The organism is Pseudomonas sp. CF161 (assembly GCF_000416215.1).
GTDB lineage: Bacteria > Pseudomonadota > Gammaproteobacteria > Pseudomonadales > Pseudomonadaceae > Aquipseudomonas.
On the sequence record NZ_ATLP01000089.1, the window covers coordinates 116,509 to 131,179 of the forward strand.

Below are 14,671 nucleotides of genomic sequence, written 5' to 3' on the forward strand. Positions count from 1 at the left end.
CTCAACTCACCCGCTCAAAGATCGCCGCCAGCCCTTGGCCGCCACCGATACACATAGTCTCCAGGCCGTAGCGACCATTACGCCGCCCCAGTTCGCGCAGCATGGTCGCCAGAATCCGGGTCCCTGTCGCCCCAACCGGATGGCCCAGGGAAATACCCGAACCATTGACGTTCAGGCGCTCATAATCGCCTGCGTTGAACGACAAGGCGCTGGTGCATGCCAGGACTTGCGACGCAAACGCTTCGTTGATTTCAATCAGGTCCATGTCCTTGAGCGTCAGCCCGGCACGGCGCAGTACCAACTCGGTGGCCGGCACCGGGCCGATGCCCATGCGCTCAGGCTCAACTCCCGCCACCGCCCAGTTGACCAGCCGGCCAAAAGGCCGCAATCCAAACTTCTCGGCCTGTTCACGGGTGGTGACAATGCACACGGCGGCGCCGTCGTTCTGGCCGCTGGCGTTGCCCGCGGTCACCGTGGCTTCGGGGTCGGCGCCCAGGCGCACCGCCTTGAGTGCAGCCAGGCTTTCCATCGACACATCGGCCCGTGGATGCTCGTCGATGCTGACCTGCATCACCCCGTTGTGGGTCTTGACCGCGACCGGAACGATCTCTTCCTCAAAACTGCCATTAGCCTGGGCGGCAATCGCCCGCTGGTGCGAGCGCAGCGCCATTTCATCCTGCGCATGCCGACTGATGGCGTACTCACGCCGAAGGTTTTCTGCGGTCTCCAGCATGCCGCCCGCCACCGGGTAGTGCTTGCCACCCGAGGTGATACGCCCCCGTGCAATGCGGTCCCACAATGGGCTGGAATCCCCGCGCAAGCCCCAGCGATTGCCCAGCACGTAGTGTTCAGCCTGGCTCATGCTTTCCGCACCGCCAGCAATGACCAGATCACAGGCCCCGGTCTGCACTCGCATTGCAGCATCGATCACCGCTTGCAGGCCGGAACCGCAGCGCCGATCCAGCTGCAAACCAGGGACTCGAACCCCCAGCCCGGCATCCAGCGCCGCGATCCGCCCAATAGCGGGGGCTTCGCCGTTGGGGTAGCACTGGCCAAGAATAACGTCGTCAATCACCTCGGGAGGTAGCCCGGTGCGCTTGACCAACTCACCGATCAGTTGCGCTGCCAGCTCGACAGCGGGAACGTCACGAAAGATGCCGCCATAGCGACCCACCGCAGTACGCATCGGCTCACAAATAACTGCTTCACGCATAGTGTTCACTCACCTTGTTAGAGAAATGATTTCGAGGAGCCGCAAAGCGGGATACGCCCCCCATTCAGGACCTTTGACCAGGCACCCTCGACCGGGGGCTTGGAAGCGGCTATCCGGGCAGTGCCGAACCAGGCGTTCATACTGCGCAGCCCCCGGTGTTGCTCGCCCGGGCAAGAATGCGTCGGGCACGCTCGATCAGCGGACGGTCGATCATCTCGCCATCGAGCTGCACCGCGGCGCCGCTGTCACCGGCCTTCAGCGCAGCGCGCGCCCAGGCAATCGCCTGGGCATCCGGCACGAACGCCTGCTTGATCGGCAACACCTGGCGTGGGTGAATCGCCAGCTTGCCGCCAAAGCCAAGTCCGGCGGCCAGCAATGCCTCGTGGCGCACCGCTTTCGGGTCGTCAAAACGCGTGGCAATACCGTCCAACGGCGGCGGCAAGCCCGCCAGGCGCGACTGCAACACCAGCGCCCCGCGGCAGTAGGCCAGCGCCTCCCAGCTCGGCTGGCAGCCCAGGTCCAGGGCAAGATCCAGCGCACCCAAGGCCGCTTGCACCACACCCGGAGCCTGAAGCAGGCTGGCAAGGTCAATAAAGGCGCTGGCGGTTTCCACGAGTGCAATCACCGGCACCTGGCGCCCCAGCAGATCGTGCACGCGCTGGATATCGGCGGCCGTTTCGGCCTTGGCCAGCATCAGCCCATCAAAACGCGCAGCGCGCAGCGCGATGAGATCGCCCTCGAAGGCCTCGCTGGCGGCGGCATTGATCCGAATAATGACCGGCACCGATTGAATCCCATGCCGGATCACGGAGCGGCGGGCCGCTTCGCGTGCCTCCGGCGCCACGCCGTCTTCCAGATCCAGAACCACGGCATCGGCCCCACTGGCGGCAGCCTTGGCAAACCGCTCGGGGCGGTCGCCCGGCACAAACAAGGCCGCAATCGGCGCCCGAAAAGAGCTGCTCAACATGTCGCACTGGCCTCCATGCTCACCTGGTTATCCGCATCCTGGGTCCACCCCTTGAGGCTCGCGCCCTGCTGCTGCCAATCCACCGCGGCACGAAACGCCCGCCCGCCAATCAAGGGCGCTAGACCACGGTAGGCAAAGCGTTGCGGCACCCGCCCGGCATGGCTGGCCATCAGGTTGAAGAGCACGCTGGCCTGCAGCGGCCCATGGACCACCAGCCCGGGGTAACCCTCTTCACCGATGGCGTAGGGCAAGTCGTAGTGGATGCGGTGGGCATTGAAGGTCAGCGCGCTGTAACGCATCAGCAGGGTTGGCGGTGTCTGCACCCAGCATTGCCGCTGGCCCGGCCGCGGCGGTGCGGCCTCGGCTGGGGCTGGGGCTGCAGTGCAGCTCGCGGCGCCCCGATAGACGATGTCCTGGCGCTCGCGAATGGCCAACCTTCCGGCGCAGGACAACTCATGTTCGACCGTTACGAAACACAACTGGCCGCTGCGCCCGCTCTTGAAGCGGATATCGGCAATGGTCGACACCCGCTGGATGGGCTGGCCGAGCGGCAGCGGGGCCAGGGTTTGCACTTCGCCCCCCGCCCACATGCGCCGAGGCAAAGGCACCGGCGGTAAAAAGCCGCCACGTTGCGGATGCCCATCAATCCCCAGCGCATCCATGCCGGCCTGAGCCGTGGACGGAGCAAGGCACCAGTGCAGGCCCGGCGGCGCATGACTTTCGGTTGGCCAAAGATGCGGGCCCAGGGTGGCGCGATAGGCCTCGAGCATCTGCTCGGTGAGCAGCGCCTCGCAGACTTCGCGGCGCCCCAGCCAGGCCTGGAGTGCCTCAGGTTGCTCAGTGCTCATCGCCAAGCCTCCGGTAAGCGGGCAAGACAGCGTTGTTGCGGACCCTTGAAGCGCATGGCTCTATTTCCTTATCGAGTGGCTGCTGACTGAGCGCTCAGACCGGGTCCCAACAGAACACGTCGGCGCTCACCTGCAAGGGCGTGAAGCCATCGGCCAACGCCGGCATGGCATGTTCCGCGATGCTCAGCGGGCTCCAACCTTCGCTCTGTTGCACCGAGCGCAGCGGGCGGCTCTGACTCATCAGCATCACTTCGTTGCGACGCACGGTGAACACCTGCCCGTTCACATCCTTGGCCCGATCGGACAGCAAGTACGCGGCAAGTGGCGCGTTCTTTTCCGGGGTCATCTGCTTGAGGCGCTCAACCCGCGCCTTCTCCTGCGGGCTCGCTTGCGGGATAGCGCTGGTCATGCGGCTCCAGGCAAATGGCGCGATGCAGTTGGAGCGCACGTTGAAGCGCTGCATGTCGAGGGCGATGGATTTGGAGAGCGCGACAATGCCCAGCTTGGCCGCCGAGTAGTTGGCCTGGCCGACGTTGCCGATCAACCCGGAGGCGCTGACCATGTGCACGAAGGCGCCGCTTTCCTGCTGGCGAAAGTACTCGGCCGCCGCACGGCTGACGAAAAAGCTGCCGTTGAGGTGGACCTGGATCACCGACAACCAGTCTTGCGGGCTCATCTTGTGAAAAATCACGTCACGAATAATCCCCGCGTTGTTCACCACGCCGTCGATCCGACCGAAGCTATCCAGCGCGCAAGCGATGATGTGTTGCGCGCCACTCCACTCGGCAACGCTGTCGGTATTGATGACCGCACGCCCGCCTTCGGCCTCGATCAGTTTCAGGGTGTCCTCAGCCGGCGAGGAGGAACCGCCCTCGCCTCCCAGTGACACGCCGACGTCGTTTATGACCACCGCCGCACCGGCGCGCGCCATCTCCAGCGCCATGGCCCGCCCAATGCCGCCCCCGGCGCCCGTCACCACAATGACCTTGTCTTTTAAAATCACCATTCTGAACCTCACTCAACCATCAGAAAATTAGCAAAATGCGCAGCCCTGTATCCATCGCCAGCTTGCCCTGCACGATAAAACGGAAAAACCAAGGAAAATCCCTACAAACAATGAGCTCAACTTGAAAAAAATCCGTCAACATCCAGATGAATCAAGGCCTTACCCCTGATTAAGCCTGGCACTGAAATACCTTGTGCCAGTCATCATGCTGAATAGCATTCTCCATATTGAAAACAAAATCAACTTGAAGTAGCTTCGACATCCACAGCACGACTCACACCGCCGACAACGACGGAGGCCTGTTTTTTCTAGAGCTGAGGAATGACTGACAAATGAACACCAACACCAGCAAGCGCCCCTTGGAGGGCGTGCGTGTACTGGATCTCTCCCGCGTATTGGCAGGCCCGTGGTGCACGCAGATATTGGGAGATTTCGGTGCCGACGTGGCCAAGATCGAAATGGTCGGGGTGGGTGACGACACCCGTAGATGGGGACCTCCGTTCCTTCCCGAGGACAGCGAGGGCGGGCCAGGTGAAAGCGCCTATTACCTTGGCTGTAACCGCAACAAGCGCTCCGCGGCGATCGATATCGCGGACCCGGCAGGCGCCGACCTGATCCGGCGCCTTGCGGCACAGGCCGATATCCTGGTTGAAAATTTCCGGGTCGGCGGGCTGAAAAAATACCAGCTCGACTACGAGAGCCTGCGCGCAATCAACCCTAAATTGGTCTATTGCTCCATCACCGGCTTCGGCCAGGACGGCCCGTACGCTGACCGCGGTGGTTACGACTTCATCGCCCAAGGCATGGGCGGCCTCATGAGTATCACCGGCGATCGGGATGCCGCTCCCACCAAGGTCGGGGTCGCCATCACCGACCTGACTACCGGCATCTACGCCAACGTCTCGGTGCTGATCGCCCTGCGTCACGCAGAAAAAACCGGCATCGGCCAGCACATCGACTGTTCGTTGCTCGATACCCAGATTGCCATGCTCGCCAATCAGGCCATGAGCTGGCTGGTGGGCGCCACAGTGCCGGGGCGCATGGGCAATGCGCACCCGACCGTGGTTCCGTATCGCACGTTCGAAAGCCTGGATGGCGTCCTGATCATCGCCGTGGGCAACGACCACCAGTTCAAAGCACTGGTCGAGGTGCTGGGTCGTCCCGACCTCGCGCGTGACGAGCGATTCATGGAGAACTCAGGGCGCGTCATTCACCGCGATGCACTGGAAGCCGAACTTGAAGAGATCGTAGGAACGTGGCGCAGTGACCAACTGATAGCGCAACTGGTCGCTGCCAAGGTCCCCGCAGGCCCCGTCAACACCATCGACCAGGTCTTTGCCGACCCGTTTATCGAAGCAAGAAAATCGGTCCACCATTTCGTACGAGACGATAACGTTGACATCCCCACCCTGGCCTATCCTGGCAAGCTCTCCGAAACACCTGCCGACTATCGTCGCGAGCCGCCAAGGCTTGGCCAGCACACCGAAGAAATTCTGAGCCAGTGGATCAACCTCTCGACTGATGAGTTGCGACACTTGGCTGCTGCCGGCGTGATCTGGAATCGCCCAAAGCAAAAAAGCCCTACGCCGTGAACGCTGTAAATCCACTGGAGACCTACGCACCTCCGCACAAGAGCTACGTGCAGGTTTGAAGTTCCCGAGTACTTTTCAAATCACCCTTAAAACTAAAAATCGTGGCCCCAGGCGAAATACAAATAACACGCACTACAAACGGACCTGACAGGCACCCTTGGTTGCAAATGGCATAAAGCGGTCCTGAGCGACTTCAACAAAGCGACTAACGATAGTGGCGTGATGACGAGTCACAACCTCGCACTGTGCCGATAGATATTTACCCCATATAACGTCAAACCCTTATAAAAATAAAAAACACAGGCATACCTATGAACAATATTGCTCAGACACAAGCACTAACACTGAATAAAGATCGAACCTGGATTGCAGTTTTCTTTTTTTGCTTTATCTGCCTAGTCGCTGACGGCACCGACCTGATGCTCCTTTCCTATAGTTTAAGCAGCCTGAAATCAGAGTTTGGGCTGAGCAGTCTTGAGGCCGGGACTTTAGGCAGTTTGACATTGGCCGGCATGGCCATTGGTGGCATTTACGGTGGATGGTTGTGTGACCGCTTCGGCAGGGTCAAGACCATTATCTGGAGCATTGTGTTATTCAGCCTGGCCAGCGGTGCCCTGGGGCTGGCGAATAGCTACAGCCAATTTGCAGTTATACGTTTTATCGCATCCCTGGGCTTGGGCGCGGTTTATGTGGCCTGTACGACACTTATGGCGGAATACGTGCCCACGCGTTATAGAACCACGGTCCTTGGCACCCTGCAGGCGGGCTACTCGGTCGGCTATATAGTCGCGACCTTGCTTGCAGGCTGGATCTTGCCCGAGCACGGCTGGCGCTGGTTATTTTATGTGTCCGCGATTCCCGTGGTGCTCGCGATATTCATGCAGATCTTTGTTCCGGAATCAGACACCTGGTTAAAAGCACGCGCCGAGCGGTTGAAAAACAAAGGGACTCAACCGCGAACATGCACCCCCAGCAAAAGCGCTGGCACCTTCAGACAGATATGGAATGACCCGGCCGCCAACCGCATGTTTATGTTCTGGGCGCTCACTGCCTGCTTCCTGCAGTTTGGTTACTTTGGCGTGAACAACTGGATGCCTTCATATCTCGAAGGTGAACTGGGGATCAACTTCAAGTCCATGACTTCCTATATGGTTGGAACTTACACCGCCATGATATTAGGCAAAATATTAGCCGGCATCGCCGCGGATAAATTCGGCCGCCGAGCCACCTTTGCATTTGGGACACTGTCAACCGCTGCATTCCTGCCCATCATCGTGTTGTTTCAAACACCGGAAACAATCTTGCCGCTAATGGTGACCTTTGGGTTTCTGTACGGGATCCCCTATGCCGTCAACGCGACCTACATGACGGAAAGCTTTGAAGCGAAGTTTCGAGGAACGGCCGTGGGCGGTGCTTATAACATCGGGCGTATTGGAGCCGCCATTGCTCCGGCAACCATAGGTTTCCTGGCCACCTATGCGTCCATTGGAACCGGCTTCTTGATCATGGGGGCGGCCTATTTCATTTGCGGAATTATTCCCGCGCTGTTTATCAAAGAAAAGCAGTTCGACCCCATCAAACAATAAACCTCTAAACATTAACCACTTACAAATCCCCCCTATTTGACTCAAGAACACACACGGTCGTTGAGTTCAGCAGCCTGGACAACGGCGCCAGCTTTGGCACTGATGCCGAGGCCCTACGGTTTTGGGATGAATGGGTGCCTAGCATCAAGCGGACATAGCGCCATCTGCTACGGCACCTCAGCGCTGCTGGAGATTCAGCAGCGCCCGCTCCAGGTCATTGATAGCCGTTTCGACCTCCTCCACCACCTGCCTGAGCTGCGCCGAGGTCACCTGCGAGTCTTCGCATGCTGCTTCCAGGCGCCGACAGCACGCCACCAACTGCTCGCCTGTCACCACCCGCGCAGCTCCCTTGATGCGATGTGCCAGCTCCGAAAGTTTGTCGATCTCGCCTTCTTGCAACAACGTGAACATCCGTTGGCAGTCCCTGCGATTGCTGTTGATCAGTTCATCCAGGATCTGTCGGAATTTCACCGGTTCGTTGCTGATCAACAACTCCAGCGGGCCAAGATCGACCAGTTGCACCACCACGGGTGTCGCGTCCAGTGGCTGCAAGGAGAAATGTTCGAGCTGATCGGCCTGGTGCAGCGCCAGCAGGCGAGCGTCCAGGTCATCAATCCCGACGGGCTTGATCAGGCAATCGTTCATGCCCGCCAGAATGCACAGTTCAAGCTCTTCGGCTTGGGCGTCTGCGGTAAGGCCAAGAATCACCGTAGGCTCCAGCGCCCGCTCCTGCTCCACTCGACGGATGGCCCGAGTCAGCTCGACGCCGTTCATGACTGGCATGTGGCAGTCGGTAATGACAATGTCGAAAGGCTGCTCGCTCCAGCATTCAAAGGCCTTCTGGCCATTTTCCGCCTCGCTGACATCGTGGCCGAGGAACTCCAGTTGCTGGCACAGCACTTGGCGATTGACCTGGTGGTCATCCACCACCAGCACCTGCAGGCGATAACGCTGCCGAGACAGTGGTAGCGCCGAGAGCTGCGTGACGCTGATGGGCTCAAGCACTTGCACCCGCAGCTCGATTTCGACCTGCGTACCCCGGCCCAAGGTGCTGCTAATGTTCAGCCGCCCCCCCATCATTTCGCACAGCGAGCGGCAGATCACCAGGCCCAGGCCCGTACCTTCGGTGTGCTGCATCGTGCGCTGCACCTGGAAAAACGGCCGGAACAGTCGTTGCTGATCGGCCGAGCTGATACCGATGCCGCTGTCTTCGACACGAATACTCACATTGAGCAGGCTGCTGTCGGTCAAGGTGCCCACGACACTGATCTTGACTATGCCCTCTTCAGTAAACTTGATCGCATTGCTGACCAGGTTGGAGAGGATCTGCTTGAACCGCAGGGCATCGACCAGCACATCGCAATTGATGCCCGAATCGATCTCCAGCACCAGATTCAGGCGCTTCTGTCGCGCCAGCCCCTCAAATACCCGCGCGACCGACTCAACCAGTTCGCGCAGGTTGGCGCGCTTGGGCGAAAGGCTCAGGCGCCCCGATTCGATACGGGCGATGTCGAGGATATCGCCGATCAGTTCCAGCAGGCTTCTGGCCGAGGTGTGGGCGATTTCGATGCTCGAACGATCGATGGGCTCGCTGTCGGCGCGCTTGAGCGCCAGCTCCAGAATGCCGATGACCGCATTCATGGGCGTGCGAATTTCATGACTCATGGTTGCCAGGAAGCTGGTCTTGGCCCGACTGGCATCGTCTGCGTGGTTTTTCGCCTCCTGCAACTGCTGCACCAGTTGCCGATGTTCGGTGATGTCGATCCAACCGCAGATAACGCCCTTGAAAACGCCCTGGGCGTTCTGAAACGGATGTGCCCAATGGCTGATCCAGACTTCCCGGCCTTGCAGTTGAACGGCATGCACCGACTCGACCGTCTGCCCCTCGCTCAGGGCTTGCTGCAAGTCACGATGAAAATCAGCCGGGCCTTCGAAGTTTTCCGCGGGCAACTGGTGCACGCTCTTGTTCAGCACCTGCTCGCTGTCCAGGCCGACACTTTTCAGGTAGCTGCGGTTGCACGACAGCACGCAGCCAGAGCTGTCACAGACGTACATCGGTGGCGGCATGCAGTCGGTCAGGGTTTCGACAAACCGCAACTGATCGTTGAGCATCCGCTCGGCGTTGCGCCGCGCCTTGATCTGTCGATGCAGGTAAATCACCCACACCAGGGACAACAGCACCAGCAGCGAAGCCGCGGCGATCACCTCGCTGATCACCCGCTGGTAATCGACCCAGGTCTGCCCGCTCATGCCTGGCGGGGAGCGCCAGCGATTGGAGATCGCGTTCAATTCATCCGGCGCAATGCTCTGCAAAACCGTGTCGATGATCGACTGCAGCTCCGCATCGCTGCGGCGCAAGGCAAAGTTGACCGAACTCGGCCCGAGGTCGATGTCACGGTTGATGACCAACTTGTCGCGAAACAGCCGCTCGGTGTAATAGCGTGCTGCGGGCAGCGCGATGACGGCGGCATCGGCCTTGCCTTCATAGAGCAGGTTCATCGAGTCCAGGGTGCTGCCGGCTTCGATCACTATCGCTTGCGGATAGCTTTGGCGCAGGCGCTGCAGGGCGACGTGACCGGAAGGAATGGCCACGCGCTTATTGACCAGGTCGCCCAGCTTGCCTTGCTGCGCGATATTGCTGAGCAACACAAAGGGGCCGGCAATCAACGGCCTGGAAAAGCGCAGGTACTCTTCCCGCTCAGGGCTCGCCGTCATCAGCGCCAGATCGGCTTCGCCCTGCTGCAGAGCCTGGATGATCTGCGGGTAGCCGCCGCTGCGCGAGACCACTTGAAAGTCCAGGCCGGTACTCAGGGTGATCACTTCCAGCATATCGATCACCCCGCCGGAAAAGACCCCGTTGGAATCAAAATAGGCGCCGGGTGCCAGGTCGTCATTGATCACCAGTCGCGCCACCGGATGCCGCTCGATCCAGCGCAACTGTTCCGGGGTCAGATGGATGGGCTCTTCACCGGGGATAAAGCTGTTGCCGACCCAGCGCTTGGCCAGGCTGTTCAACTGATCATGACCAATGGTCTCGATGGCTACATCCACCAGGTGCTGCAAGCGCGTGTTATCGCCACGCAACGCATACCTGTAGCCACCCAGGGGCAGATCGGCAAAGCGCTCGAAACGCACATAGCCGTAGAACGCACGATTGATTTGATAATAGGCGCTGTACAGGTCGTCGAGGTAAGCATCGGCCTGGCCAAAGGCAGCGGCGGCAATCGCCTGCTCATGGCTGGCAAAAACCCTGAAATCAGCACTCGGGTAGCGCTGCTGCAACTCCGTCAGGTGCTCCCCCGTGACGGCCACGCGTACGCCGGCCAGATCGAGGGGGGAACGCTGTGGCTCGGCGTTGCGTTTGAATAGCGCGAGCCGATCCCGAGCATAGGGCATGCTGAAAATAAGGTCTTGACTGGGCAACGAGCTGCCGTGGCGGCTGACCATATCGATGCTGCCCGCTTGCAGGGCCTGCTCGGCATCCTGATCGTTGGCGAACGCGACGATTTTCACTTGGACGCCAAGCAACTGTGCAACCAGGTGGGTGGCATCGGCGCTGATGCCCTCGTATTGGTTGCCCTGGGCATTGACCGAGAATGGCGGCGACTCGCTGGGCGACACACCGACCTTGAGTTCGGCCTTGTGCCGCAGCCAGCGCCAGTCGTCAGGCGAAATCGCCATATCGTGACGGTCGATGCGCAATTGACTGGAGAGCGCCTTGGGCACTAAAGCCGGCGAAGCCGCCGCCACTGAGGCGCTGATGGAAAGCAGGCACAAGGACAGCCAGAAAGAGCGTAAATACATGGGAGTTCAGAGACCGAAAGTGCCTGGGAATACGGGAGCCGTATTGTGGCTAAACGCAGCCGTCGCGGCTCGCGCAATGATAGATCAAAGCCGTTGGCCAGGCTTAATCATCGATGCCTGGCCCATGGTTGGCCGCCCGGCCCAGGCAGTAGTCGATAAAGTGATTTTCCGGCATGGGGCGGGCGAACAGGAAGCCCTGGCCGATGCTGCACCCCAACTCGATCAGGCGAGCCTGTTGCTCGACGGTTTCCACCCCTTCTATGACCAGCGAAATGTTCAGTGCCCGCGCCAGTGCCACCGAGCAACTGACAATCGCGGCACTGCGGGGCTGGCTTTGCATTTTGTGCACGAACGCCCGGTCGAGCTTGATCTGGCTGAATGGCAGCTCGCTGAGCCGATCCAGGGAGGAGTATCCGGCGCCAAAATCATCCATGGCCAGGCCGCAACCAAGAATGCGCAGCCGTACCAGGTTCTCCAGGCTGCTGGCCGGAGCACTGATAAGCGCCGACTCGGTGATCTCGAACATCACGCTGGCCGGCGGAACCTTGGCACGCTTGAGCAGCATCGGAATGCGCTCGGTCAATACGGCGTTGGCCAACTGCGCCGGGTGCAGGTTGAACGCCAGGTTGATCCCCCGGCCCTGGGCCGCCAGCCGCTGGTGCAGGGCCAACCCCTGTTCGAACAGACGCCAGAACATCCTGTCGATCAGGTTGTGCTGCTCCATCACCGGTAAAAAGTGCGCGGGGGCCAAGATCCCCAACTGCGGGTGCGCCCAACGCGCGAGCACTTCTGCACCCACCAGGACTTGCCCATGCAGGGTGACTTTGGGTTGGTAATAGGCCTCGAACTGGTGGTCGTCCAGGCCCTGCCGCACGTCGCCCAGCGTTGGCATCTCGGCCGGCGACAGCAAGATGGGCGCGGCATTGCAACGCGCCTGGTAGCGTTTGACCAGCAGGCAGAAGCCCTCCATGTTGAAGGGCTTGCCCAAATCGCCGAGGAACGGCAGGCCCAGGCAATGGATCATCGACACCGTGGCCTGGCGCAGGATAGGTTCAAGCTCGCTGCACAGCACCACCCCTCGCACCTTGCCGCTGTTGCTGGCATGACGCAGAAAGGCCAGGCCATCCATCCCGGCCATTTTCAGATCACAGAGAACAATATCCACGTGGCTGCACTCGGCCAGGATAGCCACCGCCTTATCACCGTCCGCCGCTTGCAGAACACGGCCCGGCAGCAGCTTTTCCAGCGCGGTCACGGTAACCAGGCGCTGAAAGGGTTCATCCTCGAGCACCAAAACAATCAAGTCTTGCATCGCAGGTCTACACATAAAAAGGGGGAGATGATCAGTGTGCGAGGCTGCATCCGAGGCCTAAATGGGAAATTTCCTATGTCATCCAGGAATTTTCCGAAGCTAAACTAGGCGCAAGTACTCCGCTGTCCGGCTCGGCTAATAATGGCGTCAGCTTTCCCCCCCAATAAGACGTCCCCTGACCGACGTATTTTCAAGAGGTTAAACCACACCATGCACAGTGTTCTGATAGTTGACGATCATCCGGTGATTCGATTTGCCGTCAGGGCCCTGCTGGAAAAAAACGGCATGCGTGTGGTGGGTGAAGCCGACAACGGTATCGATGCGGTTCAGTTGGTACGTGAGCTGACACCGCAGGTGGTGATTCTCGATATCGGCATTCCAAAACTGGATGGTTTCAACGTTATTACCCGAATCAAGACACTCAATGTGCGCAGTGAAATATTGATATTGACCTCGCAACCTGCCGACTCGGTGTGCCGCCGCTGTATCCAGCTCGGCGCCCGTGGTTTCGTCAATAAAGAAGAAGGTATGGACAATCTGATTACCGCGATCAAGGCGGTGGACAGCGGGTATACCTTCTTTCCTCCACTGGCCTCGGACACGGTCAATCCGGCGGAACAACTCACCGAGCTGATGCAGATTCAGTCCCTGACTGATCGCGAGTTGACGGTCTTGCAGCACTTGGCCCAGGGCTACTCGAACAAGCAGATCAGCGAAATGCTGTTCCTCAGCAACAAAACCATCAGTACCTACAAGACCCGTCTGCTGCAGAAACTGAATGCCACGTCCCTGGTGGACCTGGCGGAGTTCGCCAAACGCAATGCCTTAACGGCTTGAAATGACCAGCATCTGCCCAGGGCTGCTGCCGCCCTGCCCTGCAGCATCGTTGCACGAATGGAAACACTGAATTGCGCAGCCTGTAATTGATAGCCCCCTAACGAAAGGCGCATGCTAGGGGGCTCGCCTGGGCCTCTCTATCATTCCCGATGATAGTTACCTTCGCTTCATTCGATTCGTGCGATAACAGCCTGCCGCTCATCATCCGCCCATCTTAAATTACCTTGGCGGATGAACCATGGACCAGTCACTCAAACTCTTGCGCTATCCACTCGCGGCCCTGGCCGTGCTGGTGATGAGTGCTTGCGGTAAAGCCCCGGAAACCGCCGCCAGCATGCCCGCTGCCAAAGTCAGCGTGGCCAAGGTGCTGGAACAGCCGGTCAATGAATGGGACGAATTCACCGGGCGCCTCGAAGCCCCGGAAACCGTTGAAATCCGCCCACGGGTTTCCGGCCAGATCGATCAAGTGGCCTTCACCGAAGGCGCCCTGGTGAAAAAGGGCGATTTGTTGTTCCAGATCGATCCACGCCCATTCCAGGCTGAGGTGCGCCGTCTGGAAGCCCTGGTCGCCCAAGGCCGTGCCAACGCCACCCGCAGTGAAAACGAAGCCCAGCGCGGCGAACGCCTGCGTGCCAGCAATGCGATCTCCGCCGAATTGGCCGACTCGCGCACCAGCGCTTCCCAGGAAGCCCGGGCTGCCGTCGGCGCGATCCAGGCGCAACTGGACCTGGCCAAACTGAACCTGAGCTTCACCCGCGTGACCTCGCCTATCAGCGGTCGCGTCAGCCGTGCGGAAATCACCGCCGGCAACCTGGTGACCGCCGATACCACCGCGCTGACCAGCGTGGTCTCCACCGACAAGGTCTACGCCTACTTCGACGCCGATGAGCGCGTGTTCCTCAAGTACACCCAGCTCGCACGCCAGGGTCAGCGCGGTGCAACCACGCCGGTGTACCTGGGCCTGTCCAACGAAGACGGCAACCCGCACCTGGGCCAGATGAACTTCGTCGACAACCAGGTCAACCCGAAAACCGGCACCATCCGCGGCCGCGCCGTGTTCGACAACAGCGACGGCACCTACACCCCGGGCCTTTATGCACGCCTGAAACTGGTGGGCAGCGGCACCTATTCCGCCGTGCTGATCAACGACGAAGCGGTGGGCACCGACCTGGGCAAGAAGTTCGTCCTGGTGATGGATGGCGACAACAAGTCCGCCTACCGCGCCGTCGAACTGGGGCCGAAGATCGAAGGCCTGCGCATCGTGCGCAGCGGCCTGAACAAGGACGACACCATCATCGTCAAGGGCTTGCAGCGGGTGCGTCCGGGTTCGCCGGTCACGCCTGAAGTGATCCCCATGGCCTCCAAGGAAACCCTCGCCGCTCTGGCGCAACAACGACAAGCACTGGAAGCCAGCAACCTGCCCCCAGTCACGCCCGCCAAAAGCGCGCCTGGCTCGGCAGTGAAACTGGCCAGCGCTGCGACTCCACGCGGTTAAGGGACGATACT

General features: G+C 60.1%; 10 protein-coding genes. 4 read left to right on the forward strand and 6 right to left on the reverse strand.

Translation table 11 applies throughout. The features are described 5' to 3' along the window. Window position 1: 1 nt before the first annotated feature. The 4 genes from CF161_RS17815 to CF161_RS17830 form a co-directional block, all read right to left on the reverse strand. Window positions 2-1,213 (reverse strand): acetyl-CoA C-acetyltransferase, encoded by a 1,212-nt coding sequence (locus CF161_RS17815; RefSeq protein ID WP_020297981.1) that lies wholly within the window; start codon window positions 1,211-1,213, stop codon window positions 2-4. A 136-nt stretch (window positions 1,214-1,349) separates the two neighbouring features. Next, on the reverse strand, window positions 1,350-2,180 hold the full coding sequence (locus tag CF161_RS17820) for a CoA ester lyase (protein WP_020297982.1): 831 nt from the start codon (window positions 2,178-2,180) through the stop codon (window positions 1,350-1,352). Further along, complete coding sequence (locus CF161_RS17825) at window positions 2,174-3,028, reverse strand: MaoC family dehydratase N-terminal domain-containing protein (protein ID WP_020297983.1); 855 nt, start codon at window positions 3,026-3,028, stop codon at window positions 2,174-2,176. Before CF161_RS17825 ends, CF161_RS17820 begins: the two co-directional genes overlap by 7 nt. A gap of 94 nt (window positions 3,029-3,122) precedes the next feature. Next, entirely contained in the window at window positions 3,123-4,034 is a 912-nt protein-coding gene (locus tag CF161_RS17830) for an SDR family NAD(P)-dependent oxidoreductase (RefSeq protein ID WP_020297984.1), read from the reverse strand. A 332-nt stretch (window positions 4,035-4,366) separates the two neighbouring features. Here CF161_RS17830 and CF161_RS17835 point away from each other — a divergent pair, with 332 nt between their 5' ends. Then, on the forward strand, window positions 4,367-5,626 hold the full coding sequence (locus tag CF161_RS17835; RefSeq protein ID WP_020297986.1) for a CaiB/BaiF CoA-transferase family protein: 1,260 nt from the start codon (window positions 4,367-4,369) through the stop codon (window positions 5,624-5,626). A gap of 311 nt (window positions 5,627-5,937) precedes the next feature. Next, entirely contained in the window at window positions 5,938-7,212 is a 1,275-nt protein-coding gene (locus CF161_RS17840) for an MFS transporter (protein ID WP_020297987.1), read from the forward strand. Between the two features lie 177 nt (window positions 7,213-7,389). Here CF161_RS17840 and CF161_RS17845 read toward each other — a convergent pair whose 3' ends face one another. Together CF161_RS17845 and CF161_RS17850 are read right to left on the reverse strand one after the other, a co-directional pair. After that, window positions 7,390-11,016 carry a transporter substrate-binding domain-containing protein gene (locus tag CF161_RS17845; RefSeq protein WP_043229741.1) on the reverse strand — a complete coding sequence of 1,209 codons (3,627 nt, stop codon included), beginning with the start codon at window positions 11,014-11,016 and terminating at the stop codon, window positions 7,390-7,392. A 103-nt stretch (window positions 11,017-11,119) separates the two neighbouring features. Then, on the reverse strand, window positions 11,120-12,328 hold the full coding sequence (locus tag CF161_RS17850; protein WP_020297989.1) for an EAL domain-containing protein: 1,209 nt from the start codon (window positions 12,326-12,328) through the stop codon (window positions 11,120-11,122). Window positions 12,329-12,538: 210 nt separating this feature from the next. On the opposite strand from CF161_RS17850, the gene CF161_RS17855 reads away from it, so the two are divergent. Further along, window positions 12,539-13,165 (forward strand): response regulator transcription factor, encoded by a 627-nt coding sequence (locus CF161_RS17855; protein WP_020297990.1) that lies wholly within the window; start codon window positions 12,539-12,541, stop codon window positions 13,163-13,165. A 238-nt stretch (window positions 13,166-13,403) separates the two neighbouring features. Further along, window positions 13,404-14,660 (forward strand): multidrug efflux RND transporter periplasmic adaptor subunit MexE, encoded by a 1,257-nt coding sequence (gene mexE, locus CF161_RS17860; RefSeq protein ID WP_020297991.1) that lies wholly within the window; start codon window positions 13,404-13,406, stop codon window positions 14,658-14,660. Window positions 14,661-14,671: the final 11 nt, after the last annotated feature.